The sequence below is a fragment of the Ectothiorhodospira shaposhnikovii genome (genome assembly GCF_022227765.1).
Lineage (GTDB): Bacteria > Pseudomonadota > Gammaproteobacteria > Ectothiorhodospirales > Ectothiorhodospiraceae > Ectothiorhodospira.
The window spans coordinates 130,577-157,146 of the sequence record NZ_JAJMLZ010000004.1 but is presented as its reverse complement, the minus strand read 5'-3'; the positions used below and the strand labels follow the sequence as shown (position 1 = coordinate 157,146).

21 protein-coding genes and 1 tRNA gene are annotated in these 26,570 nt (G+C 64.5%); 1 reads left to right on the top strand and 21 read right to left on the bottom strand.

Annotated elements, in window-relative coordinates:
• Positions 1–4 precede the first annotated feature (4 nt).
• The 20 genes from LQD11_RS07160 to LQD11_RS07065 form a co-directional block, all read right to left on the bottom strand.
• On the bottom strand, positions 5–1,393 hold the full coding sequence (locus LQD11_RS07160) for an AmpG family muropeptide MFS transporter (protein WP_238616933.1): 1,389 nt from the start codon (positions 1,391–1,393) through the stop codon (positions 5–7).
• Positions 1,394–1,480: 87 nt separating this feature from the next.
• Positions 1,481–1,557 (bottom strand) — tRNA-Pro (locus LQD11_RS07155).
• 72 nt (positions 1,558–1,629) lie between these two features.
• Complete coding sequence (locus LQD11_RS07150; RefSeq protein WP_238616932.1) at positions 1,630–1,995, bottom strand: MerR family transcriptional regulator; 366 nt, start codon at positions 1,993–1,995, stop codon at positions 1,630–1,632.
• On the bottom strand, positions 1,973–2,275 hold the full coding sequence (gene ihfA, locus LQD11_RS07145) for an integration host factor subunit alpha (protein ID WP_238616931.1): 303 nt from the start codon (positions 2,273–2,275) through the stop codon (positions 1,973–1,975). The genes LQD11_RS07150 and ihfA overlap by 23 nt, the downstream gene beginning before the upstream one ends.
• Before the next feature lie 3 nt (positions 2,276–2,278).
• Positions 2,279–4,657, bottom strand: coding sequence for a phenylalanine--tRNA ligase subunit beta (gene pheT / locus LQD11_RS07140; RefSeq protein WP_238616930.1), 2,379 nt, complete (start codon positions 4,655–4,657; stop codon positions 2,279–2,281).
• Positions 4,658–4,685: 28 nt separating this feature from the next.
• Positions 4,686–5,705 (bottom strand): phenylalanine--tRNA ligase subunit alpha, encoded by a 1,020-nt coding sequence (gene pheS, locus LQD11_RS07135; RefSeq protein WP_090206202.1) that lies wholly within the window; start codon positions 5,703–5,705, stop codon positions 4,686–4,688.
• Between the two features lie 105 nt (positions 5,706–5,810).
• Positions 5,811–6,167 carry a 50S ribosomal protein L20 gene (gene rplT, locus LQD11_RS07130; RefSeq protein WP_238616929.1) on the bottom strand — a complete coding sequence of 119 codons (357 nt, stop codon included), beginning with the start codon at positions 6,165–6,167 and terminating at the stop codon, positions 5,811–5,813.
• Between the two features lie 25 nt (positions 6,168–6,192).
• Positions 6,193–6,390 carry a 50S ribosomal protein L35 gene (gene rpmI / locus LQD11_RS07125; protein ID WP_008931335.1) on the bottom strand — a complete coding sequence of 66 codons (198 nt, stop codon included), beginning with the start codon at positions 6,388–6,390 and terminating at the stop codon, positions 6,193–6,195.
• 110 nt (positions 6,391–6,500) lie between these two features.
• Positions 6,501–7,019 carry a translation initiation factor IF-3 gene (infC, locus tag LQD11_RS07120; protein ID WP_238617033.1) on the bottom strand — a complete coding sequence of 173 codons (519 nt, stop codon included), beginning with the start codon at positions 7,017–7,019 and terminating at the stop codon, positions 6,501–6,503.
• 3 nt (positions 7,020–7,022) lie between these two features.
• Complete coding sequence (gene thrS, locus LQD11_RS07115) at positions 7,023–8,954, bottom strand: threonine--tRNA ligase (RefSeq protein WP_238616928.1); 1,932 nt, start codon at positions 8,952–8,954, stop codon at positions 7,023–7,025.
• A 268-nt stretch (positions 8,955–9,222) separates the two neighbouring features.
• Positions 9,223–9,591 carry a DUF4870 family protein gene (locus tag LQD11_RS07110; protein WP_008931338.1) on the bottom strand — a complete coding sequence of 123 codons (369 nt, stop codon included), beginning with the start codon at positions 9,589–9,591 and terminating at the stop codon, positions 9,223–9,225.
• Between the two features lie 94 nt (positions 9,592–9,685).
• Complete coding sequence (locus LQD11_RS07105) at positions 9,686–11,896, bottom strand: PepSY domain-containing protein (RefSeq protein WP_238616927.1); 2,211 nt, start codon at positions 11,894–11,896, stop codon at positions 9,686–9,688.
• A 95-nt stretch (positions 11,897–11,991) separates the two neighbouring features.
• The gene (locus tag LQD11_RS07100; RefSeq protein ID WP_238616926.1) at positions 11,992–14,211 is read right to left on the bottom strand and encodes an NHL repeat-containing protein; all 2,220 of its coding nucleotides are present in this window, start codon (positions 14,209–14,211) and stop codon (positions 11,992–11,994) included.
• A 66-nt stretch (positions 14,212–14,277) separates the two neighbouring features.
• Positions 14,278–15,480, bottom strand: a complete 1,203-nt coding sequence (locus LQD11_RS07095) for a S41 family peptidase (RefSeq protein ID WP_238616925.1) — start codon at positions 15,478–15,480, stop codon at positions 14,278–14,280.
• The gene (locus tag LQD11_RS07090; RefSeq protein ID WP_238616924.1) at positions 15,477–16,022 is read right to left on the bottom strand and encodes a hypothetical protein; all 546 of its coding nucleotides are present in this window, start codon (positions 16,020–16,022) and stop codon (positions 15,477–15,479) included. Before LQD11_RS07090 ends, LQD11_RS07095 begins: the two co-directional genes overlap by 4 nt.
• Complete coding sequence (locus LQD11_RS07085) at positions 16,019–16,663, bottom strand: glycine zipper domain-containing protein (protein WP_238616923.1); 645 nt, start codon at positions 16,661–16,663, stop codon at positions 16,019–16,021. The genes LQD11_RS07090 and LQD11_RS07085 overlap by 4 nt, the downstream gene beginning before the upstream one ends.
• A 34-nt stretch (positions 16,664–16,697) precedes the next feature.
• Positions 16,698–18,389: a formylglycine-generating enzyme family protein gene (locus tag LQD11_RS07080; RefSeq protein ID WP_238616922.1), complete on the bottom strand. Its 1,692-nt coding sequence runs from the start codon at positions 18,387–18,389 to the stop codon at positions 16,698–16,700.
• Positions 18,379–20,214, bottom strand: coding sequence for an FtsX-like permease family protein (locus tag LQD11_RS07075; RefSeq protein WP_238616921.1), 1,836 nt, complete (start codon positions 20,212–20,214; stop codon positions 18,379–18,381). Before LQD11_RS07075 ends, LQD11_RS07080 begins: the two co-directional genes overlap by 11 nt.
• 6 nt (positions 20,215–20,220) lie before the next feature.
• Positions 20,221–20,973 (bottom strand): ABC transporter ATP-binding protein, encoded by a 753-nt coding sequence (locus LQD11_RS07070; RefSeq protein ID WP_238616920.1) that lies wholly within the window; start codon positions 20,971–20,973, stop codon positions 20,221–20,223.
• Positions 20,974–20,995: 22 nt separating this feature from the next.
• A complete protein-coding gene (locus LQD11_RS07065; RefSeq protein WP_238616919.1) occupies positions 20,996–23,116 on the bottom strand; it encodes a vWA domain-containing protein in 2,121 nt (706 codons plus the stop codon).
• A gap of 147 nt (positions 23,117–23,263) precedes the next feature.
• On the opposite strand from LQD11_RS07065, the gene LQD11_RS07060 reads away from it, so the two are divergent.
• Positions 23,264–24,595 (top strand): helix-turn-helix transcriptional regulator, encoded by a 1,332-nt coding sequence (locus LQD11_RS07060; protein ID WP_238616918.1) that lies wholly within the window; start codon positions 23,264–23,266, stop codon positions 24,593–24,595.
• Positions 24,596–24,670: 75 nt separating this feature from the next.
• Here LQD11_RS07060 and LQD11_RS07055 read toward each other — a convergent pair whose 3' ends face one another.
• Entirely contained in the window at positions 24,671–26,545 is a 1,875-nt protein-coding gene (locus LQD11_RS07055) for a phosphoenolpyruvate carboxykinase (GTP) (RefSeq protein ID WP_238616917.1), read from the bottom strand.
• Positions 26,546–26,570 lie beyond the last annotated feature (25 nt).

The following is a 26,570-nucleotide window of genomic DNA, read 5'->3' as shown; positions in this document are numbered from 1 at the left end:
TGCCTCATCTGCTGTTGTCATCGGGGCGGCCGGGTCTGACCATCCGATCGGGATTGGCCAGGCGGGCAATCAGTACCGCCAGCACGATGGCCGGCAGGCCGACGAGGGCCGATGACACGAAGAACCAGACCCAGCCCACCTGCTCGGCCAGAAGCCCGGTAAAGCCCGCCAGAAACTGACCCGGCAGCGTCATGATGGAGCTGAACAGGGCGTACTGGGTCGCCGTATAGGCGCTATTGGTGAGGCTCGACAGATAGGCAATGAACACGGAAATGGCCAACCCCCCGCTGATATTGTCCGCCATGATGGCAAAGACCAGACCATACAACTCCGGACCCAATCCGGCCAACCAGGAAAAGGTCAGATTGGTCAGGGGAGCCAGACAAGCGGTGGCGATGAGCATCCGGGTGATGCCGAAACGCATCACCAAAAGCCCTCCCAGGGCGGCCCCGGTCAGGGTCATGGCCAGGCCGAAGGCCGCGGCCACGTTGGCGATCTCCGTCTTGGTAAAGCCCAGGTCCAGATAGAAGGGATTGGCCATCACCCCCATGAAGATGTCGCTGATGCGAAACAGGGCCACGAACAGCAGCACCAGCAGGGCCGTCCTGCCGTACCGGTGCCAGAAATCGGCAAAGGGACAGACCACCGCGCTAATGAACCAGGCGGTGAAGCGGCGGCGCCAACCGCGATGGGGGGTACGATCCAGATAGTCCACCACCCGCTGCTCCAGTTGCCGGGTGCCGCCATCGATGATCACTTCCGGCTCGCGGATGATCAGGGTGGTGATCACGCCCACGGCCATCAGCGCGGCCATCACCCCGTAGGAGAGGCTCCAGTCCCCCACCGCGGCCAGATGCAGGGCGCCTGCCCCGGCGGCCAGCAGGGCCACCCGGTAACCAAAGATATAGGAGGCCGCCATGGCCCCCTGCCGGTCCCGGCTCACCGCCTCGATGCGATAGGCGTCGATGGCGATATCCTGAGTCGCCGACCCGAAGGCGGTGAGCACCGCCCAGACGGCCACCAACCACAACTGCTCGCGGGGATCGGTCAGGGCAATGCCCAAAAGCCCCAGGGCGATCACCCCCTGGGCCAGGATCATCCAGGCCCGCCGCCGGCCCAACAGACGGGTCAGGAACGGCAGGGGCATGCGGTCCACCACCGGTGCCCAGAAGATTTTGATGCTGTGGGCCATGCCCACCCAGCTCAGGAAACCGATGGCGGCCAGTTCCACCCCCAGATCCCGCAACCAGGCGGTGAACGTGCCTCCCACCAGCAGCAGCGGCAAGCCGGCGGCAAAACCCAGGAACAGCATGCCGATGACCCGGGGATGCCGATAGACGGACAGGGCGCCGCGCCAGTCCCGGCGGTGTTCTGGAACGACCTCGGTACTCATGATGCGCGGCACCCCCGGCAAGGTTCGCGGGAACAGGACGAATGACGGGCACAAAAAACCCGGCCCTAGGCCGGGTTTTTCGGGATTTGGTCGGGGCGAGAGGATTTGAACCTCCGACCACCTGCACCCCATGCAGGTGCGCTACCAGGCTGCGCTACGCCCCGAGAAAGTGCAGCATTATAGGGGGTATATTTTCATTTGTGAAGGTTTTTTCAGTCAAAATTCCGAATATTTTTTCACGAGGACTTCTGCCGCAGGATATGCAGGATCTCCTCCAATTCCAACCGCATCTGTCGGATGATCTGCTGGCTCTGGGAGGTATCCTCACGGGCCTCCTGCCCCGACAGTTTCTGTCTTGCGCCGCCGATGGTATAGCCCTGCTCATAGAGCAGGCTGCGGATCTGCCGGATCAGGATGACATCCTGTCGCTGGTAATAGCGGCGGTTGCCTCGCCGCTTGACGGGCTTAAGGGAGGGGAATTCCTGTTCCCAATAGCGCAGCACATGGGGTTTGACCCCGCACAGCTCGCTGACCTCCCCGATGGTGAAATAACGCTTCCCCGGAATGGCCGGGAGTTCGCTATTGTTGCCCGCTTCCAGCATAGGACTCGACCCTCGCCTTCAGTTTCTGACCGGGACGAAACGTCACCACGCGACGGGCGGAAATGGGGATTTCCTCACCGGTCTTGGGATTGCGACCGGGTCGCTGGTTTTTGTCCCTGAGGGTGAAGTTGCCGAATCCGGACAACTTCACCTGCTCCCCCGATTCCAGGGCGCTACGGACTTCCTCGAAGAAGAGCTCCACGAGCTCCTTGGCCTCACGCTTGTTGAGCCCGAGTTCTTCATGCAGCCGCTCCGCCATCTCCGCCTTTGTCAATGCCATCGATCAAGCTCTGAGGGTCGCCCCAACCTCTTCTTGTAATTTGGTCACGATGCCGTGGATCATCTCGTCCACTTTTTCGTCGGTAAGAGTGCTGGATAAATCCTGTAAAATCAAGCCTAAAGCGAGACTTTTTCTACCTTCCGGCACACCCTGCCCAGTATACACGTCAAACAGGTTCACACCCTTGAGGGCCTCGTGACCGGCGCCCTCGATGATTTCCACCACCCGGGCGGCCGGCAGGGCGGCATCCACCAACAAGGCCAGGTCACGACGGATGGCCGGGAACCGGCTCTGCTCCCGGAATCGGGGCAGACGGCCCCGGCAGACCTTGTCCAGGGACAGCTCGAACAGGAACACCGGCATTTCCAGGTCCAGCTCGGCTTCCAGCGCCGGGTTCAGGGCGCCCACCCAGCCCAGGGACTCTCCGTCCAGCACCAGTTCCGCGCTCTGGCCCGGATGCAGTGCAGGATGGCGGGCGGCCCGCCAGCTCACCCGCCGGTCCAGCCCTGCCAGGGCCAGCAGGGATTCCACATCCCCCTTGAGATCGAAGAAGTCCACCGGGCGCTCGGCCTGACCCCACTGGGCCGGCAGCAGGGCACCACAGATCAGGCCGGAGACGACCTTTTCCTGTTTCAATGCATCGCCTTCGGGCACGAACCTCAATCCCGTCTCGAACAGTCGCACCCGAGTCTGCTGACGATTGAGGTTGTGCCGGGCCACCTTCACCAGCCCCGGCCAGAGGGTGGTGCGCATCACCGCCAACTCCGAAGAGAGGGGATTGGCCAGCTTGAGCGGTCGGGTATCCGGGGAGAACCGGGCTTCCAGGGCCTCGTCCACGAAACTGAAGGTGATGGCCTCCAGATATCCCAGGTCGCACAGACGGGACCGCAGGCGCCGAGGATCCACCCGCGCCTCGTCCAGCCAGGTGATGCCGGGGCGGACCAGGGGCAGCTCGGAAGGCAGATCGTCATAGCCATGAACCCGGGCGATCTCCTCCACCAGGTCTTCCTCGATGGCCAGATCGAAGCGGAACGAGGGCACCGTCACCTGCCAGGCCTCCCCTGCCCCGCTCACCTCGCAGCCCAGGGCCACGAGGATCTCCCGCATCCGCTCGGGCGGCAGCGCCAGGCCCAGCAGACGACTCACCCGGGCAGGCCGCAGGGTAATGGGCGCGCGCACCGGCACCTGGGATGCCTCCTCGGCGACAGTGGCCGGTCCCGGGGTACCGCCGGCGATCTCGCATAGCAACTGCGTGGCCCGCTCCAGGGCACGCAGGGGCAGCGCCGGGTCCACGCCCCGCTCGAAACGATGGGAGGATTCGGTATGCAGCCCGTGATGACGGGCACGCCCCGCCACGGCCGTGGGCACGAAGTGGGCCGACTCCAGGAACACATCCCGAGTGTCATCGGTCACGCCGCTGGCCTCGCCGCCCATGATGCCCGCCAGGGCCAGCAGCTTGCCTTCGTCGGCGATCACCAGATCATCGCCGCCGAGGGTGAGCGGCTGGCCATCCAGCAGTACCAGGCTTTCCCCGGCCCTGGCCCGACGCACCACGATGGCACCATCGAGCACGGCCAGATCGAAGGCATGCATGGGCTGACCCAGTTCCAGCATGACGTAGTTGGTCACATCCACCAAGGGACCCAGGCTGCGGACCCCGGCCCGGCGCAGACGTTCCTGCATCCACAGCGGCGTGGGCGCGGCGGGATTCACGCCCCGGATCACCCGGCCGGCATAGCGCGGACAGTCCGCGGCCGCCTCCAGGCGCACCGGAAAGACGTCCTCGCAGGCCGCCGGCACCGCCGGCACCTCAAGCACCTTCAGGGGCCGACCGGTCAGGGTCGCCACTTCCCGAGCCACCCCGGCCATGCTCAGGCAATCGGCCCGGTTCGGTGTCAGGTCCACTTCAAGAACCTGATCATCCAGCCCCAGCAGCACACGAATGTCCGTGCCCGCCGCCGGTTCGTCCGGCAGGGACATGAGACCTTCATGGGCCTCGGACAGACCCAGCTCGCGAGCGGAACAGAGCATGCCGAAGGACGGCACCCCCCGTAACTTGGCCTTCTTGATCTTGAAATCACCGGGCAGGACCGCGCCGACCCGGGCAAAGGGAGCGCGCATGCCCACGTGCACGTTGGGGGCGCCGCAGACCACCTGCACCGGCTCGCCGCTGCCGTCATCCACCTGACAGACCCGCAGCTTGTCTGCGTCCGGATGAGGGTCCACGGCAATCACATGGGCCACCACCACGCCGGTAAAGTCCTGCGCCACCGCCGTGACGGCGTCCAGCTCCAAGCCCGCCATGGTCAGGCGATGGCCCAGGGCGTCCACCGCCAGGCCGTGATCCACCCACTGACCCAGCCACTGATTACTGATTTTCATAGATACTCAACCTTGGATTCGGAATGGGTTAGACGAACTGACGCAGGAAACGGATGTCGTTGTCGAAGAACAGCCGCAGGTCGTTGACCCCGTAGCGCAGCATGGCCATGCGCTCCACTCCCAGCCCGAAGGCAAAGCCGGAATAACGTTCGCTGTCGATGCCCACATGCCCCAGCACATTGGGATGCACCATGCCGCAACCCATCACCTCCAACCAGCCGGTCTGCTTGCAGACCCGGCAGCCGTGGCCGCCGCACTGCACACACTGGATGTCCACCTCGGCAGAGGGTTCGGTGAAGGGGAAATAGGACGGCCGAAACCGGGTCTTCAGATCGTTCTGCTCGAAGAAGGCCCGCAGAAAGGCGTCCAGCACGCCGCGCAGATGGGCAAAGGTCACCTGCTCATCCACCACCAGCCCTTCCACCTGATGGAACATGGGGCTATGGGTGAGATCCGAGTCGCAGCGATAGACGCGACCGGGGGCGATGATGCGCAACGGCGGCGCCTGGTTTTCCATCACCCGCACCTGCACCGGCGAGGTATGGGTGCGCAACAGCGTGGTGGCATCGAAATAGAAGGTGTCGTGCATCGCCCGGGCCGGGTGATGGGACGGGATGTTGAGGGCCTCGAAATTGTGGTAATCATCCTCCACCTCGGGACCTTCCGCCACCGCAAAGCCCAGCTGCTCCAGCAGGGCCTGGATGCGCTCGATGGTCAGGGTGACGGGATGCAGGCCGCCGGGCTCCTGACGCCGCCCCGGCAGGGTGACATCCAGGGTCTCCGCCGCCAGACGGGCCTCCCGAGCCGCCAGTTCCAGGGCCTCGCGGCGCGCCTCCAGGGCTTCGGCCACCACCTGCTTGGCCTGATTGATGGCCTGCCCGGCCTCCCGGCGCTGCTCCGGTGGCAATGCCCCCAGAGACTTCAACTGTTCGGTGATGACGCCCTTCTTGCCCAGGTAGTGCACCCGCAGCTCATCCAGATGGCGCAGATCGGCAGACGCCCGGATCGCTGTGAGCGCCGCGTCGGTGAGATTGGAAAGGGATTCCACGTGGAGCTTCCGTCGTTGCGTTGAAAACAAAAAGGGGAAAGGCCAGGCCTTTCCCCTTTTGACGTTCCCGCCCCGCCGTGCGGGGCAGGCCTGCGTCCGCAGTGCTTACGCCAGGGCAGCCTTGGCCTTCTCGGCGATACGGCCAAAGGCGGGCAGGTCATGCACTGCCAGATCAGCCAGCACCTTGCGATCAATCTCGACGCCGGCCTTGTTCAGACCGTCGATCAGACGGCTGTAGGACAGGTCGAACTCACGGGCCGCGGCATTGATGCGCACGATCCACAGGGCGCGGAACTGACGCTTGCGCTGACGGCGGTCACGATAGGCGTACTGACCGGCCTTGGTGACGGCCTGCACGGCAACGCGATAGACGTTCTTGCGGGCACCATAGTAACCTTTCGCCTTGTTCAGCACCTTTTTGTGCTTGGCGTGGGCGGTTACACCTCTTTTGACTCGGGCCATGCTCTAAACTCCTGGGTGACTCGGCTCAGCCGTTGGGCAGCATCTGACGCACGGCGGCCACATCCGAAGCATGGATGTGGGCGGCGGAACGCAGGTGGCGCTTACGCTTGGTGCTCTTCTTCGTCAGGATGTGACGACGATGGGACTGGGCACGCTTGAAGGCGCCCGAGCCGGTCTTGGTGAAGCGCTTGGCGGCGCCCCGATTGGTCTTCATCTTCGGCATCTTTGAACTCCGGATGATGTCGCCTGGTTGACGACATGTTGGTCGAGACGCACAGGTGTACCGTGACCCGTGCATCCGTTTTATTGTGGCTACCGGCTACTGCCGACTGCTCACTTCTTCTTGGGACTGATCACCATGATCATCTGGCGACCTTCCATCTTGGGGCGCTGCTCCACCGTGGCCAGTTCGCCCAGATCGGCTTCGATCCGGTCGAGCAACCTTGCACCCAGCTCCTGGTGCGCCATCTCGCGACCGCGGAACCGGATGGTGACCTTGCATTTGTCACCATGCTCCAGAAAGCGGTTGAGATTGCGAAGCTTGACCTGGTAGTCGCCTTCGTCCGTTCCCGGACGGAACTTGACTTCCTTGATCTGAACCTGTTTCTGATTTTTCTTGGCAGCCTGCGCCTTCTTGCTGTGCTCGAACTTGAATTTACCGTAGTCCATGACCCGGCAGACCGGTGGTTCGGCCGTCGGCACGATTTCCACCAGATCCAGATCCGCCTCTTCGGCAATTCTCAGAGCTTCGCGAGTCGGCATGACCCCCATGTTCTCGCCGTCTTCACCAATCAGGCGCACCTGGGGAACATTGATCTGCTCGTTTAATCGGTTCTCTTTACCAGCGCTGATATGTCAATCCTCCAAAATGGAATGGCCGCGGCTCGCGGTTTCGAGGGAGAGACGCTGAATCAGGGAATCGATCTCCATCGACCCCAGGTCTCGCCCATCGCGCGTGCGCACGGCGACTGTACCCGTATCCTTTTCCCGGTCCCCCAGGACCAGCAGATACGGCACTCGTTGAAGCGTATGCTCGCGGATTTTAAAGCCGATCTTCTCGTTTCTCAAGTCCGCCTCGGCGCGGAACCCCTGCTCGCGCAGCAGATCGGCCACCTGACGGGCATAATCGCCCTGTCGATCGGTGATGGTGAGCACCTGCACCTGCACCGGCGCCAGCCACAGGGGGAAGTGACCGGCATAGTGTTCGATGAGCACGCCGAAGAAGCGTTCCACGGACCCCAGCAAGGCGCGATGGATCATGATGGGCCGTTTGCGGGTGTTGTCGTCCGCCACGTATTCCATGTCGAAGCGCTCCGGCAGGTTGAAGTCCAACTGCACGGTGGAGCACTGCCATTGACGGCCGATGGCATCGCGGATCTTGATGTCGATCTTGGGGCCGTAGAAGGCGCCGCCCCCCTCGTCCACGTCATAGGCCAGCCCCTTCTTCTCCAGGGCCGCCCGCAGTGCGGCGGTGGCGTGCGCCCAGATGTGATCGGAACCCACGGCCTTGTCCGGGCGGGTGGACAGGTTGATGTCAAAGTCCTCGAACCCGAAGGCCTGCAGCACCGCCAGGGTGAGGTCCAGAATGCGCAGGATCTCCGCCTCAATCTGGTCCTCTCGACAGAAGATGTGGGCATCGTCCTGGGTAAAGCCACGCACCCGCATCAGGCCGTGCAGGGCACCGGACATCTCGCGGCGATACACGGTACCCATCTCCGCCCAGCGCAGGGGCAGGTCCCGGTAGGAACGCAGCCGGTCCTTGTACACCAACACATGGAAGGGACAGTTCATGGGCTTGAGCTGGAAGGCCTGATGCTCATCCTCCATGGGCTCGTACATGGACTCGGCATAGAAGTCCGCGTGCCCGGAGGTCTTCCACAGTTCCAGATTGGCGATGTGGGGAGTGTAGAGGAACTCGTACCCTGCCCGCTCGTGCATCTCGAACCAGAACTGCTCGATGGCGCGACGAATGCGGGCGCCGTTGGGGTGCCAGAACACCAGACCGCCGCCGGCATCCTCCTGGATGGAAAACAGGTTCAGCTCCTGACCGATGCGACGATGATCGCGGCGCTCCGCTTCCGCCAGGCGGTGGAGATAATCCTCCAACTGCTGCTTGTTGGGCCAGGCGGTGCCGTAGATGCGCTGGAGCATCTCGTTTCTGGAGTCCCCGCGCCAGTAGGCGCCGGCCACCTTGGTGAGCTTGAAGGCCTTGAGCTTGCCGGTGCTGGGCACGTGCGGCCCTCGGCACAGGTCGGTGAAATCGCCCTGGCTGTACAGGGAGATGTCCTCATTGGTGGGGATGTCGGCGATGATCCGGGCCTTGTATTCCTCCCCCTGTTCGCGGAAGAATGCCACCGCCTCGTCACGGGGCATGACCCGACGCTCCACCTTCAGGTCGGCCTTGGCCAGTTCCTTCATCTTCGCCTCGATCTTTTCCAGATCTTCCGGATGGAAGGGGCGCTCGTAGGCGAAATCATAGTAGAACCCGTCCTCGATCACGGGACCGATGGTCACCTGGGCGCCGGGATAGAGGGTCTTCACCGCCTGGGCCATGAGATGGGCGGTGGAATGGCGGATCATGTCCAGCCCTTCCGGATCCCGGTCGGTGATGATGGCCAGACGGACATCGTCCTCGATCAGATGGGACGCATCCACCAGGCGATCGTCGATCCTGCCGGCCAGGGTGGCCTTGGCCAGACCGGGACCGATGTCGGCGGCCACCTGGGCCACGGTGACGGGCGCATCAAAGCTGCGCCGGCTGTTGTCGGGGAGGGTGATGACGGGCATGCGGAATATCTCCTGCGCCGGCCTGTACGAGGGGTCGTGCGCTGTTCGTGATGAAGGGAAAACCCCGTGGGAATGGGCGTCGGCCTGCTCATCCCGGGGTAAGGATGACCGGCGGCCCGGCCGTTGTCGGCGTCTGAACCCGACAACGGCACTCAGGCTAGCGAAATTGATGAAAAATCACAAGTCATCCGCGAGAACCGGGCGTCAGTCGCGGCCAAGGGCCTCTCCCACGGGGGCTGCTACCCAAGCCGTTCCCGGAACGCGTCCATCACCAGGACCAGCGTTCGGGATGAGTCACCGCCTGACCCTCGCCCAGGGCCTTCAATCCCTTCACGCACCGAATGATCAGCCAGACAAACCAGAACAACAGCACCAGATACCCGATCAGGACAAACGCCAGCAACACGCCCACGACCATGTACACCAGCCCCATCCAGAAAGTGCGGATCTGGAAATCATAATGGCTTCTCAACCAGCCACTGCTGTCCCCCCGATAGACATAGGCCACGATCACACCGATCAGCCCCGTCAGACCGACGATGGGCGAGATCAGATACAGCACATAGATGATCTTCGGCATCAGGGTCTGATCCTTGCCCGGCTGTCCAGCCGCCGTGTTTCCAGAAATCTCCGACATGTCCGGTTCTCCCATGAGGTTGAGACGACACTACCGGCCCGCCCCCGCGGTCGGCAGAAAGGCACAGGATAGCATTGGGCCGAGAAAGCACCACTCAGTCGATCAGATCCATCCGCAGCTTGCCGGCGGCCTCCCATTCCCCGAGGCGCCGGGCCGCCTGATCCAACGTCAGCCCCTCACGCGCCGCCAGGATCTGCGCCAGGGCCGTGCGCACCCCCTCTCCCAGGGTCCGGGCATTGCCGCAGACATAGATCACCGCGTCACGGTCCAGCACCCAGTCCATCAGCGTGTCGGCGGTGCCATGCAACCGGTCCTGCACATAGCCGCCCCCATCCGGATCCCGGGAAAACACCGCATCCAGCCGGTGCAGATACCCGTCCCGATGCCAGGCTTCCAGCTGCTCGCCATGGAAGAAATCCCCGGCACGCTTGCGATTGCCGAAAATCAGCCAGGCCGGACGGCGGGATTTCCGGCAGGCCTGCTCGGCGATGAAGCCGATGAACGGGGCAATCCCGCAACCAGCGGCCAGCATGATCATCGGCCGTTCCGGGTCCTCGGGAGGATTGAAATCCGGATGGGCACGCCATTGCCCCTCCAGCACGTCGCCCTCCTTGAGTTGCCGGCACAGCAGACCCGAAGCCTTGCCCAGCCGCTGCGACCCATCCGCCTCCCGATGGGTCACCAGGGCCACGGTCAGCAGGATCGAACGTGGATCATCCTCCGGCGTGCTGCCGATGGAATAGGGTCGCGCCGGCTCACCGGCACCAGGCCGCACCAGCAGCAGATCCCCCGGCCGGAACGCCAGCGGCGCGGCGCTTTCAAACCGCAGGCTCCAGACCTCATGGGTATCCGGGTCGGTTGGGTCATTGAGTTGGCGACGCTCCCGCAGGGTCAGCCGGACCGGCAGGTCCCCCCGGGGCACGGCCACGTCCCCAAGACCGATACCCAGCAGGGCGGCCACCCGGTCCAGCCATCGGCGCCAGTCCGCCGCCGGATCCCCGTCCACTTTCACCATGGGCAGGGTTTCCTGGCCTCCGGCGGCCAGCAGGGCCGCGCGCAACTGCTCGCCACCCCGACAGAAGTGGGTATAACCGCGATCCCCCAGGGCCAGGACGGAAAACCGGCAACCGGCCAGATCCGCCCCCTCCAGGGTCTTGAGAAACGAACGCGCCTGTTCCGGTACTTGCCCTTCCCCCGCCGTGGACGCGATCAGGAACACCTGACGAAACCCCTTGAGTTCCACCGGGGTCAGCCCCGCCAGCGAGGCATGCATCACCCGGGCACCCCCGGCCTGCAGGGCCTGACGGGTCAGATCGGCGAGCCTGGCTGCCGTCCCGGTCTGACTGGCGTGGGCCACCAGGATATCCGCATCCGCGTCACCGCTGCGCCGGCGACCCTGGCGGATACGACGGGCCCAAGACCAAAGCCCTGTCCCCATCAATCCCATCAGGAGCACGGACGCCAGCAGATTGAGCAGGCCGGACCAGGCACCGGCCCAGGTGCCTTCATGCAGGGACTTCACCAGGCCCGGGAAGCTGTCCTGCCGGATCACTCCATGACGGCTCACCACGTACACCGCCTCGCCGGCAGGGTCCACCCCCCGCACCGCCGCGGCCGAGTTCTTCACCCGAGTCACTTCCCTCACACCGGACAGATCACCGGTGGCCATGGCCGTCTCAATGGCGGGCGCCATGCCCATGCGCGGGTCCTCGGGATACAGCGGCGGCAGCTGGGGCGTGCCGACGTGCAAGGACATGAGGATCCCGGTCACCGAGACCATCAGTACCAGCGGCAGGGCCACCCAGCCGCCCACCACATGCCAACCCATGAGGGTCCGGCGCAACCGGGGCCAGGCCAGGAAGGGGCCGACAATGATCACCAGCACCATCAGGTAGGTGGCGATCTCCACCACGATGGCGGCATTCAGCAACAGGTCCTTGTGCAGATGTTTGATGGTATTGAAGAAATCACCCTGCTCGCCGCGAGGCTCCAGCGCTTCACCGGTGCTCAGGTCAAAGCTCATGAATTGGGAGCGGCTCTGCTGGCGGAACTCCAGCAGCACCACATCGCCCGCCTCCACCGCCACGGACCGCGCCCGCTGCCCGGGATCGACCTGGTTGAGCAACCGCACCAGCGCGGCGGCATCCGCCGGCGTCTCGGCCGCGGGCCCGGAACGCAGGTCATCCAGGATGGGATCAAAGGAGAGGATCGCCCCGGTCACGATGATGAGGGCGAACAGAGGCAGCAGAAGCAGGCTGAGCCAGCGGTGCAGCCAGCTCAGTGTCCGTTTTAGGCCTGGGGTCATGGGTGTTGTCCTTGATAAGATTCAATACGCCTTTTTATCATGCACGCATGACGGCATGATCCGTTGACCCGGCCATCCGGCTGCCTGTCCCTCCCCTACGGCAAGGCCCGGAAATGCTGGATGCGAGGGGCGCGATCCCCGATCAGGAAGGTGTCGAGGACATAAAAGCTGTCGTCCGGCGCCATTTCAATCCGTACCGGATCGTCGAAATGGCCGTCCCGCCCCCCCGGCGCACCCAGCCTCACATGCAGTGAACCATCCCCGTGGAAGGCCTGAACATGATGGCCCTCGGTGACGAGGATGTACCCCCTTGAATCCACCACCAGCGCCTTGGGAATCGACAGTCCGCCCAGATACCCCCCCTCTCGCCGGATGAGCCTCAGAAAATCGCCATCGGCATCAAACACCTGGATCAGACCATTGTTCTTGTCCGGCATGAAGATGCGCCCATCGGCCACGGCAAAGGCGTCCTCGGGATACTGGGGGAACCCCTCCATCTCATTGGAGTACCTTTCCCGCTCTCGACCCGCCTGATGCAGAAAGTTTCCCTGAGTATCAAAGCGCAGGACACCGAATTTCATGGGGTCGGTGATCAGCAAGGTACCATCCGGCGCCACGCGGATCTTGCGCGGACTGCGCAACACTCCCGGCTCTGCACGCTGCTCATAGGTGCCGATGGTCCCCCAGCCGCGCAGGAACCTGCCTTCGGCATCAAAAACCTTCACCGGCGGACCGGATTCACCGGCATCCAGCACATAAAACTCGCCTCCCGGCCCAACAGCCAGCGACTCGGGCGCGCTCAGGGCTTCCGGTGTCGTGCCCCACTGCCCGAAGTGCGGCACCCACTCGCCATCCCGGTTCAGACGCAGGATCCTGACCACGCCGACGGCGCCGTCGTCCGTCTTCTCCTCCCAACGCGCCAGCGCCCACAGGGTCCCGTCGGGACCCACCGCGATATCCCTGGCCCCGCGCAGCTCCCAGGTGGCCAGGTGCAACTGTTCCGACAGCATGGGCTTGGGCGCCCTGTCGGAAGAAGCCAGGATCTGCAGACGAATCCGGTGCTTGCGATCAGCGTCGATCATCTCGTCCAGGACATGCAACCGACCGGCATCATCGACCTGCAGGTCCCGCAGGAACATGAACTCGCCGGTGTCGGTTCCCTGCCGACCGATGACATTGAGCAACTGTCCCTCGGGGGAAAACTGCAGTATCCGCCCATGGGCGGTATCGGCAAGAAACACATGCCCCCGGCCATCCACGGCCATGGAGCCACCCCGCCAGGCCATCTCATCAGCCGGGGAGGCCAGGATATTCAGCAGTTCGCCCTCGGCGGACAGGCGCTTCACGCGATGGGTATCCCCCACATGAATGATGCCGTCGGCGGCAATGCGCATGTCGCGGATACGGCCGTACTGATGTGCTTCCCGGCCGTTGGGACCACTGAAAAAGGCCAGGAACCGGCCATCCGGCGCAAATTTCTTCACGCCCTTGACCCCGGAAAAGTCCGAAGCGGCCTCCACTACGTAGATATTGCCTTCATGGTCCAAGTCCAGATCAAAGGCGCCGCCCACCTGAGTGATCTCGCCGCTGAAGGCAATCACCTCGGAAGGACGCTCCGTTCCCGGAAAGACCTTCACGAGGGGCGAGGCATCCCCCATGGCCATCCGCGAGACGATCAACGCCCCCTCCTCGTCGAAGATGCCGTTGTGGACGTAGCCCAGCGGCCGCCCCTCATGGGTCAGCGGCCAGGGAGACCCCTCCGGCTGCAGGGTCTCGGCGTCCAGCCTTGCGATCGCAGCCTCCGAATGGCGGTCCGACTTGAACAGCACATGCCAGCGGCCCTGCGGATCCCGCAGTAACCGGGATGCCTCCATCCTCGTCTCCTGATCCGGCAGCTTGAGGTCAACCGTGCGGATGACCTCATACCAGGGTCCCGCCCCCGTGACGACCGCGGGATCGGCCTTGGCCGCCACCGTATTGGCGGCACGGGTGTCCTCCGCCGGCGGGCTCATGAGCACCAGCAGCGTCTTCAGCCCGTCAAGCTGTGCCGAAGACAGCGCGGCTTCATCAATCCAACCCTGGATACGACGCCTGTCCGCGGCCAGCAGATCCAGACCCTGCCCTCGCAGTTCCATCGCCAGACTACGGTGGCGATCCGGCAACAGCCCGTAGGCGGCCAGCGCACGCACGGTGAGACGATCCTGCTGCTCCAGTGACAGCAGCTCATCCGGCCAGGACACCGATGCCGCTCCGGACGCGACGGACATGACCGGCAGCCAAAGCAACAACAACATCAACCCGCGTATTGCACTCATGGCATGGATTCTCATCATGAAGAAAAGGCCGCCCGTCTCCGGGCGGCAAGGGTGATTGACATCCCGTCAAAACATTTCCTGGTGTAATGCCGCCGGTGCATCGGGTTCTGCCCGCGGCGGCGGCACCTTGGCGCCGCGACCATGCCGCAACGCCATCGAGACGGCCAGCAGGCGGGAGGGATCACGGAGCATGGCCGTGCCCACCACCCGGTCAGGCTGGATGCCCACGTCCGCGCAGCTCTCGCCCCCGGGGAGCCATACCATCCGGTTGGTCAAGCGCAGCACGGAACCGTCCGACAGGCCGACATCCCTCTGGCTGCTGCACTTGCCGAAGGTCGGGCGACCCACGATCTTCGCCCGTCCGTGATACTGCAGGGCACCGGCAAACACCTCCGCCGCACTGGCGGTCTCCGGTCCCACCCAGAGCACCATGGGAAAATCCACCTTCCCGCCCGGCGGGGCATGAAACACCGTGGACCTGCCGTCGGGCCCCTGCATGCTGCCCAGCACCGCACCCGCGGGCAGGAACAGGGCCGCCATGTCCAGCGCCTCGTACAGATCTCCGCCGCCGGAGTCCCGCAGATCCAGGATCAGGGGTGCGGCCCCCTCGGCGGAGGGAGGCGATGCCGCCAGCACGAAATCCAGCGTTGCCAGCAGTGCCGGACGGGTCAGGCCGCCGACGAAATCCCGCACCCTGACGATCCGCTGACCGGAGGCATCCACCAGTTCCACATCCAGGGGCCGGAATCGCTCTCGGACCATCGTCAGCCTCACCGGCGCCGCATTCAACCCCGGGGGCAACAGGGTCAGGGTGACCGTGCTGCCTTCCGTGCCCCGCAACAGGCGCAGCAATTCAGCGGGAGCCACGCCCGTCACGGACAGCCCATCGACCTCCAGCAACCACATGCCTTCCACGACACCGGCCAGGGCGGCACCGCCGCCCTGGTAAGGCAACAGCATGACCCCGTCCTGCTGGAATACCAGACCGGCACCGATGCCGACCCAGGCATCCCGACTGAGCATGGGGGAACGCCAGGTGCCCGCGGGAAAGTAACGGGCATGGGGATCCAGCGCCCGTAACTCCCGCTCGAAATTCGCGGCGGACAGCCCCTCCAGTACCGACTCGGCAGGTGGATGCAATGCGTGTTCCCGCATGACCTGACGAATCTCATCCAGGGGAACCGAGCCCTCACCGTCCTCATGGCCCCAGGCCGTGCCTGCGATGGCAATGGCGATGGCGCAGGCCAGAACCGTCAGCCCCCGTTTCAACGGGCAAGTTCCAGGGACAGCTGCATCAACAGCTCATATTCCTGCTGCAGGGCCTGGCGCTGCTGCTCCAGCTGGCGGCGGCGCAGATCCGCGTCGCTGTCGCCAAGCCCGTCGCCTTCCAGGGCATCCAAGGCCGATTGCTGACGTCCCATCTGCTGTTTCAGCGCCGCCAGACGGCTCTGCAGTTCCCGTACCCGCTGGTCACCCCGTCCATGCTGCGCGCTCAGGGCCGCGACCTCGCGATCCAGGGACGCCACGTCCCCGTCGAGCCGTTGCAAACGGGCACGCTCCGCCGCCACCTGTCGGGTCTGCTCGGCCCTGCGGGTTTCCAGGTCACTCCGCTCGCCTTCCAGTTCCTGCTGGGTCCTGCGCAACGCCTCCAGACGCGCCTCGCGCTCCTGCACCCGGGCGTCATAGGCACCGCTGCCCAATCCCTGAATGCCGCCCAGAAGCCCGCCTTCCCGGGGGTCGGTGGAAGTGGCGCACCCACCCAGCCACAACACCATGGGCAGGGTGATCACCATCCGTCTGCAAGCCTTCATACCGACAACCTCTGATCAATGCGGGCCAGCTGGGTGCTGCCTTCCCGGAGCTGCTCCAGATTGGCCTGCAAGGCCGCAACCTCCTGCTCCAGGCGGGCGATGTAGGGGTCATCCTTGGGACGCCCCTTGCTCTCCTGGGCGAGGATGGCGTTCTGAACCTTGAGTTCGTCCTCCAGGGTCTTTTCCAGCTTCTGTGCCGTCTCGATACGTCCCCTGAGGTCATCCCGACGGGCCTGCAGGGTACGGCGGTCCGCGTTGCCGGCGTCAAAACGGGCCCGCAGGTTGCTGGACTCGGTTTCCAGCTGGGCAATTTCGCCGCTCAGACGCTGGTTGTAGGCCACCGTGGTGGTGTTGAATTCCGCCACCCGGGCGATCTCGCCGTCCAGGAAATCCTCGGTGCTGGCGTAGGCCTGCTTGCGCTTGGCTATCTCGTTGCCGACGGCCAGGCCGACCCCGCCGCCCAGCAGGGCACCCACCGCGGCACCACGTTCGCGGTCGATGGCATAGCCCAGCAGGCCGCCGATCAGGGCACCGGCGGCGGCCCCCTCTCCCCGGGTACGCTGCTGGTCATCCATGGTGGCGCACCCGCCCAGCAATGCCGCCGCGCACAGCAGTGTCAGCCCCTTGCACGTCTTGTTCATCTTCATCCCCTCATGGTCACAATCGAATGATGCATCAGCCGTCGGTGAAGTCCCGGAAACGTGCCCGGTAGTCTTCCAGCCAGAGATCCAGGTCGGCCCGCCGCTGCTCGTTGAAGTCCTCCGCATGGGTCTTGAGCAGTTCCAGCACCACCTGCTCGCGCCTGGGTGTCTCACGGGCGGCCAGGGCGGCAAAGGCCTGTTCAATGTAGGCCGGCTCGTAATCGCCCAGGGTGGAAACCTTGTCCCGGTAGCCCTGCAATTGCGCCCGGGCGGCCTCGTCCAGATCCCTGATCGAGGCCTCCACCGCCGTCACCTGCTCCTGGTAGCGGGTGGACAGTTCCGCCAGCCGGCGGGCGGTTTCCAGACTGCCTTCAAGACGCTGGAGACGGGACAGGTAGACACTCAGGTTCACCCCGTTGCGGGCGGCATCCTGGGCCAGACTGCGGGCACTCTCCCGCTGGGCCATATCCAGTCGCTCCCTGGCCCGGTCCATGTGGGCCTGCACCGCCGTCAGCGGTTCCCTGAGCGCGGCATTCTCCTGCATCAGCCGGGCCAGGATGGGCTCCACCGTCCCCAGTTGCACCGAGGCCTGGGCCACCAGGTTGTCCAGGGTGCGCCCCACAGGCATGGTGCGTCGCCACTCCGCCCGGTACTGGTCGTATTCCTGCTCGATGCGCTGGCGCTGGGCGGTACTGACCACCACGTTGGCGCCGATGGCCAGACGCACGCCGGTATTGAAGGACCGGCGTTCCTCCATGCGCCCCTGGTCCGGATTCCAGGCATAGGCATCCAGCTCGGCCCGCAGGGCACTTCTGAGCTCGGCCGGCGGCGTGGAGACACTGCCGCCCCGGACGGCGATCCCGCCCGGCTTGCCCTGCCAGACCTCGGGCCGGAACAGGCCGGCGGTCATTTCCTGGGCATTACCCAGCAAGTCATGGAACCCCAGGGCATCGGCCCGGCGCAGGCCGACCGACCGCAACTGATGACGGGCATTGCCCAGATGCCAGGCATATTCATTGATCTCCCGCTCGGCAAAGGGCAGACGATCATTGAAGGTACCCGCCTGCAGGGCCGGCAGCCCCCCTCGGGCCACATATTCCCACTCATCCTCGGTGGGCAAGCGCAGGAAGCCGGGCACGCCATCCACCCGGGGCAGTGCCTTGACGCGTTCCGGGTGTGCCGGATCGAACAGCCACTGGTTGTAGCGACGCACGAAGGCCTGGATGTCCTGATGGCTGACGAAGGTCAGCGGCAGGGTCAGAGCATCTCGCAATGCCCGCCCCTGCAGGGTCGGTAATTTCTGATCCTCCGGGTCGCCGCTGACTGCCAGCAGGGATTCCATGCCCATCACCGCCACATACTGGGCCCGGGTCAGTTCGTACTTGGCCAGGATGATGTCCCAGCTCTGCCCGTCCGCGCTGGGAAACGAACCGCTGATCTGAGTGCGCTGCAAACCCTCGAAGATCCCGCCGGCCGCATCCCCGATCTGGATGATGCGGTCCTGATCGCCCCAGAACCCGCTGCCCGGGACCCGCACCGCCCGGAACACCATCTCGGCGTTGTCGGGCATGGGCAGAACGATGTCGCCCGGCGCCGGACGAGGGTTGAAGAAGGTGGGCGTGAGTCCCTCGTCGGCACCGGCCCAGGGGGCCGGCAGGACCATGATCAGCAGCATCCAGAGAAGCCGGAACCGACGATGCATGGATGTACGCCGTTCATTGTTCACGGATGGCCTCCGCGGGATCGATATGAGTGGCGCGCCAGGCGGCCACCAGGGAAGCCAGCACCGCCAGCAACAAGGTGGCGACGATGGCCGTCAGGACATGGCTCGGCGGCAGGGCGCAAAAGCGCTCACCGGGCGCCAGCTCACCGGCAAAGGTACGGTTGATGGTCATGGCCAGGGCGGCGTAGCCGGCAAAGGCGGCCAGCAGCCCCAGGGCGGCGATCATGGCCCCTTCCGCCACCGGGAAGAAAAACACATGCCGGCGCGCCAACCCCAGCAGACGCAACACGCCCAGATCCCGCCGCAGACGTTCCACGGAAGCGTAGAGACTGGCGATCAGGACCGCCGTCCCACCGCTGATCCCCAGCAGGGCGATCAGCTGGAACAAACGGCTCAGTCCGGCATCCAGGATCCGGATGCGTTCGATGGCTTCCACCTCGGCGATGAACTCGATGCCCTGGGCTTCCAGCCTGCGCGCCAGATCGGGGACATCGTCGATGCCCTGGGCATAGAGACGAAATCCCCGATACCCCCCCCGCGCCATCTCGAAACGACGCCCCTCCGGATCGTGGATCACGGCCCGCTGGGTGGCTGTGCGCAACACCCCCAACAGTTCCACCGGCACCACGGGTCGATCCAGGTCGGTCTGCCCCCGGACCCATAGTTCCAGGGCCAGGGGGGCCACGCCATCGCTGCCGAGAACCAGACGGGATGCCGGGACCTCGACATTCCCCGGCAACAGCACCGAGGCCAGACGATCTCCATCCGCGGCCGTCCCGGTGAAGCCGCCCCAGGGCAAGGGGTCCAGCCCCAGAGACGCCGCCTGTTCCGGGGTCAGAGACAACCCCGCCGGCGACCCGGGCAGTCCCGTTCCGGCATGGAGCCTGACCTGCGTCACATAGGGCAGCAGCCAGCGTTCCTGACCCCTGAGCTTCTGTTCGATGGCGCGCAGATTGGAGAGGGTGATGGCCGTCCCCGGTGTCAGCAGTTCATAGGCATGCAGGCGCGACGGCGGGGTGAAGCCCAGCAGGGCGCGGATGCGTTCCGAAGATGCCTCCTGCATCCGGGCGAAGCCGGTATTGATCACCAGGCCGGTGCGCGCAATGGGATCCAGCGGACTCTCCAGCAGGAGGATGGCGCCATCAAAGCTCAAATGAGGCTCCGGCGTCTCTCCAGGCCACCCCCGGCGGGACGCACCGTAGCCTTCCTTGTAGGCTTCCACATCCAGTACCAGCGACAGGGGGGCGTAGATCCGGGGCAGATGTCCGGCCCGGGATGCCAATACGGAGACGATCTCCAGCACTTCCTCGGCCTGCTCGGTGCGCCCTGCCCGCGACCGCGTCACCCGCACCGTGAGCCGATCACCGGCGGCCACTCCCAGGCGCCGCGCTGCCTCATGACTGAGCACCAGCTGGTCCTCGCCGGGGATGCGGGCGCCGTTTTCCAGCAGCAGCGGGTCTCCCGCCGCCGTGGGCACCAGATCAAAAAGCTCCGTCCTGCCGGTCCCCGGATGCACCACCTGCAGCACCGAGGAGAGGGGCAGGATGGTCGGCGTGACAAAGGCCACCCCGGGCCACCGGGCCACCTCGTCGAACCAGGCGGGGGCATACTGTCGGGTCTGGGCGGGCCGGATCTCCCGGAATACCGGGTCCTCCACCAGGCGCTCGCGCAGGGTCTCGATGGTGCCGTGCTTGAGTCCCATCAGCACCAGCAGGGGGGCAATCACCGCCGCCAGGGCCACCACCAGGCACAGGGTGAGAATCCAGTCATGGCGCAGATGGGAGGCCGCCAGGGCGGGAATGAGTCGAAACGGGCTCGGCCGTGGCATGGACAGCTACCGTCCGGCAGGGAGCGGACGACAGACGGAGCGAGTCCTTTGCGCGGTAATCTGTTGTACGTCGAAGGTATAGAAACGGTCGGCATGGTCACTGACCAGATCCACGTCATGGGTGACCATCACCACCGCCATGTCTTCATCCCGTGCCAGGGCATGAAAATCCTGCATGATGTCCCGGGCGCGGGTCTTGTCCACCGCCGCCGTGGGTTCATCGGCCAGCACCAGACGGGGGGAATGGGCCAGGGCCCTGGCAATGGCCACCCGCTGACGCTGCCCCACCGACAGGGCGTGGGGCATGCGATCCAGGCAGACCGTCACTCCCAGACGCCGGGCGAGGTCGCTAATGCGCTGCGCCTGCCCTGCCCCGGAACCGCCCCGGATGCGCCCCGGCAAACGGATGTTGTCACGCACGCTGACAAAGGGCAGCAGCCCGCCGGTCTGCAGCACATAGCCCAGATAATCACGCCGCAACCCCGCCAGTTCGGCCTCCCGGGAACGGTTCCAGAGTACCCGCACGTCGATGGACGGGGTATCCCGGCGAGGCTTGAAGTGGAACCGGTCCGCCTCCGTCGGCGCCATCACCATCGCCAACAGATCCAGCAGCGTGCTCTTGCCGCAACCGCTGGCACCCACCACCGCCACCATTTCTCCGGCAGTCACCGAGAAGGCCGGAACCTCCAGCTCAAAACGACTCCCCCCCTGCTCCCGGTGCTTGACGACCCCTTCCAGGCTGACCATGGCCGTGGACATGCCTTGCATCCTCACCATTCGCTCAGGGCAAATAATCAAGATGCAGCGGATAGACCATGTCCCTGTCTTCATCGGCATCGTTGAGACGGAACCAGGCATCCACCTGTTCGTTGATGGCCCGGTACTGCTCCAGCTTGGCCAGGATGCTCCACTCCAGCTGGGAGCGCTGTTCCGTGGTCATGCTGGCAAACATCTCATCGGTCAGGGACAGGATGTCGCTGCGATAGGGCAGGCTCTGGATGAAGGCGGGCAGCAGACCCGTCTCCGCTAGACGGGCGCCCCGACCGATCTCCTCCGGTCGCTTCATGGTCTGTCCGGCCACGCCCTGCAGGGCCTCGAAGAACTGGGCCTGGGTCACCTCGGCCCGCATCAGGGCCTGCACCACCATGTCCAGGGACTGGGCCAGGGAGCTGAGCTGCTCCCGGTTCACCAGTACGCGCACCTCCAGGGCCCGGTCGGCGGGATTCACCAGGTCACGATCCAGCGACCAGGCCACCACATCCTTGGGCGGATTGGCATCCCGCCCGATGTATTCCACCATGGCCGCCTTCCAGAGACTTTCCACCGACTCCGGCACCGACACCGGCGCGTTGGCGCTACCAGGCAATTCGGCACCGATGGTGGTGGTGAGCAGCTGGCTGATACCACCGGTCACCCGGTCCGCCAGGGATTGATATTCGGCTTCCTCAAAGGCATTGACCGCTTCCAGGGCGGAGCGGGACTCATCGCCGCGAACGCGGGAAAGCCGGCTGAACTGGGCATGGGCAATGGGATGATCCTCCACTGCCCGGGGGTCCTGCAGATGAATGGCAAGCAGGTGAACCTGGGCATCATCCAGTTCCCGGCGCAGGTCCGTTTCATCCTTGCCGGTGACGTTCTGGGGATGCCCCTTGGGATGGGAACTGGCATCCCCGATCATGATCATGAAACGCAGGGCCCCCTCGCGCCACTGGCTGCGCAAGGCCGCATCCACGCCGGCAAAGACCTCCTCGGCATAATCCAGACTGCCCACCTGCGTGGCCCGGGCGGAATTGCCCAGCAGTTCCACCAGCGTGTTGCCGTCCACCAGGGTCGGCGTATGGTTGCGGGTCACGTATTCCAGGGCGGGAATCACCTGGGTGGAGTCCCGGAACGTCACCAGACCGAAGCGGAAGCGGTCGGCGGTCTCGCCGGTGAAGCGGCGGGTCATGCGGATCACCGCCTCGCGGGTCATGTCGATGAAGGGCTGCATGCTGCGGGTGGTGTCGATCACGAATACCACATCCACGTTCAGATCACCGGCACTGCTGCCGGCCTGGGTTCTGCCCACCTGGGACTGGGTCCGATAGGACGCGTCCTCCAGGGTGTCGGCACCGCGCTGACGCGGCACCGCGGCCGCCAGTTGCAGCAAGCGGGCATCGTCGCCGTGGATTCGGGTCTCCCGCCAGTCAATGATGGGCAACATGTAGAACTGACGGGTGATGTCAACGAAACGGGCCGGCTCCATGCTGATCACGGAGTCGGGCACCTCGCCCTTGCCGATGCCCTGATAAATGGCCCTGGCCCGGCCCGCCATGTCCATGTCATCCACCACGGCTTCCAGGGCCTGGAGATCCCGGAACATCAGCACCGGGCTGCGTCCTTCGATGGCATCCCCCGGGTGGGTATAGGACACCAGCAGTGCCTGCCGCCACTCCAGCAGATCCTTGGCCTGCATCCAGCCGTCGGACTGGGTCCGACCGGCGCCGACCCGGTACCATCCCCGAGGATCCGCCCCCTGGGTGAAGTCCAGGTCACGGCGTTCGAACACATAGAGGGGGCGAAAAGCCGGCACATTGGCCATGGCGATCATGCCTTCTTCCGCCCGGGGTTCCCGATAGATGTGGGAGAACGGCCTTGGCAATCCCCTGAGCGGCAGATCGGTGGCGATCTCCAGACAGGGGACGTCGCCGGAACAGCGTATCTCGTCTTCCCGGACGCTGCCGGCGGAGGCGGACTCATGCCCCTCGGTGCCTTCAAGCGCCCAGAGCGCGGAAGTGGGCGAAGGATGGCCCGCAGTCCCCTCCAGGGCCGAAAGATCGGCCACGGCGGGGCCGCTCAGCAACAGCCCAAGCCAGAGGGTGGCGCGACTGATTTGCCGGTCGGCAATGGACGCAGGATTCATCAGCGACTCTCCGGAGGCTGTTGTGGTGACAGCCCCATTCTGCGCCGGAGCGCTCCTTTTAATAAGTCGTCAACCTGTCAACCATCCATTGGAGCGATGTAAACCATGGTGTAGACTCCCGCACAAGATCAGCAACTTGGGATGTCAATGACGCTTGCTCCCCAACATATGGTGAGGATCGGCATCGCCGCTTTCTTCATCGCCTGGCTGACCACGTTCCCCATGTCAGGAATCCTGCTGACTCACGAGCAGTTGATGCCGTGGTTCCTGGCCCCCCACATTCTCGTCCTGCTCGGATTGGGCCGCCTTGCCGGCCGCATGCCGTTGCAACGACTCCAGCAGCTGATACGCATCAGCCTGATCGGGACGGTGGGTTTGAGCTTGCTGGCCCTGGAACTCAACGGCGGATGGTCCATTCCCCTCATGGTCTTGCTGGGCATCGCCTCCGCGCCGGTCTCCCTGCGCATGGGGCAATATCTCAAAGCCTCTGAACGTCCCATCGTCTTTGCGGCGCTGGCCCTGGCCGCCGGCAATCTGCTGTCCCTGATCGTGGTCCTGATCCCCCTCTCGCCCCAGCTCAAGCTCACCTTCGTCAGCGTCCTGCTGCTGTTCCTGCTCACGCCGCTGGGACCCGGACAACACCGCCGGGAACCGGAAACCGCAAAACTGGGGCGATTGCTGAGCTACCTGCCCTTCATCTTCGTGTTCCAGATCGTCTCGGGATTGATGTACGGCGGTCTGATCCCGGCCTATGAGGCCCATGCCGTCGCTCCCGGGCTGGAGGTGATCTTCTACGGCGCCGGGGCCATCGGCTGTCTCTGGCTGGTCAAATACACCCAACCCACCGCCATGCTGATCGGCGTGGTCTCAGCCCTGACGGCGTTTGCCCTCTGGTCACTGCTGCCCAGTGGGGCGGGCATCCACGGGGCCATGTTCTTCATGATGGTGGCGGCCGGCATCATTGATCTGCTGCTGCTGTTCCTGGTGCTGAAGCAGACGGATCTGGTCCGTGCCTATGGTTACGGCGTCGGGGTACTCTGCGGGGGGATCCTGGTGGGACATCTGCTGAGCATGGCTCTGGGAGGGGCGGCCGATACCATTGCCTTTATCGGCCTGATTCTGCTGAACATGGCCGTGCTCAGCCTGTATCTTCCCAGGAGAAAATCCGAAGTCCAGGCAGTCGATGAACCTGCCGAACAGACGCCGGAGACGCGGTTACCCGACACCCTCGTCCAGATCCTGTCGGACCAGGAACAGCAGGTATTGCGCCAGGTGTTGACCGAAAAGACCTATCGGGAGGTCGCCGATGCCCTGTCCATCTCGGAATCGTCGGTCAAGACGTACATGCATCGCATTTTCCAGAAAACCGGGGTCTACCGGCGGCATCAGCTACTGGAGTTGATCCGTAACCCGCGGGCGGGACTGCATGCCGTCCCGAAACAAGTGACGGATCCCGACAAGAAAGCCAAGGTGGCCTGACCCCAACGGGGACGGCCAAAGTCACTGGGGTTGGGGACAGCCCCCCCACGGAACACTCCGTGGGGGGGATAAAGATCAGCTCTCCCGTTCGGGGGCCAGATGCCAGTGCTCCGGCGACCGCCACAGCCCCGACAGCAACAGCTCCCGCATGAAGAAGAACTCCTTGGGCAACTTGTCATAGAGCTTGGAGAACAGCTCCTCGTGGGCCATCAGTTCCTCTTTCCAGGCCTCGCGATCCACTTCCATGACCTTGTCGAAATCCCTCATGGAGAAATCCAGGCCCTTGAAGTCGATGTCGTTGTAGTGAGGCATCCAGCCGATAGGGCTCTCCACCGCCGAAGTCTTGCCCTTGACACGGTCGATGATCCACTTGAGCACGCGCATGTTCTCGCCGAAGCCGGGCCAGACGAAGTTGCCGTGATCGTCCTTGCGGAACCAGTTGACCCCGAAGATACGCGGCGGCGACGGCAGATCACGACCGAACTGCAGCCAGTGATTGAAGTAGTCGCCCATGTGATAGCCGGCAAAGGGCAGCATGGCGAAGGGATCCCGACGCACCTGACCCAGCTTGCCGAAGGCCGCGGCGGTCATCTCCGACCCCATGGTGGCCGCCAGGTAGACCCCGAAGCTCCAGTTGAAGGACTGGTACACCAAGGGAATGGTGGTGCTTCTGCGGCCACCGAAGATGAAGGCACTGATCGGCACCCCCCTGGGGTTTTCCCACTCGGGATCGATGCTCGGACACTGACCGGCCGGCACCGTGAACCGGGCATTGGGATGGGCCACCGGCTTGCCGGAGGCCGGATCATACACCGCTCCGGTCCAGGTGATGGTGCCCTTGGGCGGCTCATCGCTCATGCCCTCCCACCAGACATCCCCGTCCGGCGTCACGCCCACGTTGGTGAAGATGGCATTGGCCTTGACCGTTTCCATGGCATTGGGATTGGTCTTGTAGTTGGTGCCCGGCGCCACCCCGAAATAGCCCGCCTCGGGGTTGATGGCATGGAGCTGTCCGGATGAGTCGGGCTTGATCCAGGCGATGTCGTCACCCACCGTGGTGATCTTCCAGCCGTCCAGAGAGTCCGGCGGGATCATCATGGCGAAATTGGTCTTGCCGCAGGCGCTGGGGAAGGCGGCCGCCAGATAGGTCTTTTCCCCTTCGGGAGATTCCGCCCCCAGGATCAGCATGTGCTCGGCCAGCCACCCCTCCTGCCGGGCCATGGACGAGGCAATGCGCAGGGCGAAGCACTTCTTGCCCAGCAGGGCGTTGCCGCCGTAGCCGCTGCCGTAGGACATGATGGAGCGCTCTTCGGGGAAGTGCACGATGTACTTGGTGTCGGGATTGCAGGGCCATTTGGCATCCTGCTGACCCGGAGCCAGGGGGGCGCCCACCGAGTGCAGACACTTGACGAAATCCCCCTCGCCGAGGATATCGATGACCTTGCGGCCCATGCGGGTCATGATGCGCATGTTGACCACCACATAGGGAGAATCGCTCAGCTCCACGCCGATCTGGGAGATGGGCGAACCCAGCGGCCCCATGCTGAAGGGGATGACATACATGGTACGCCCCTGCATGCAGCCGTCGAACAGACCGTTGAGGGTCTGCTTCATGGTCTTGGGGTCTTCCCAATTGTTGGTGGGGCCCGCGTCTTCCTTGCGCAGGCTGCAGATGAAGGTACGATCCTCCACCCGGGCCACGTCGCTGGGATCGGAAAAACAGGCAAAGCTGTTGGGGCGTTTTTCCGGGTTGAGCCGGATGAAGGTCCCCTGATCCACCAACTGGCCGGTAAAGAAGTCGTATTCCTCCTGAGAGCCGTTGCACCAGTAGACCGCGTCCGGTTTGCACAGATCCGCCATCTCCTGAACCCAACGGACCAGGGCTTCATTCCTGACCTCGCTGGAATAGTCGGCACCGGGGACTGACTGGGTTCTTGCTTGTTCGCTCATGATTCCTCTCAGGTTTGAATTGAAA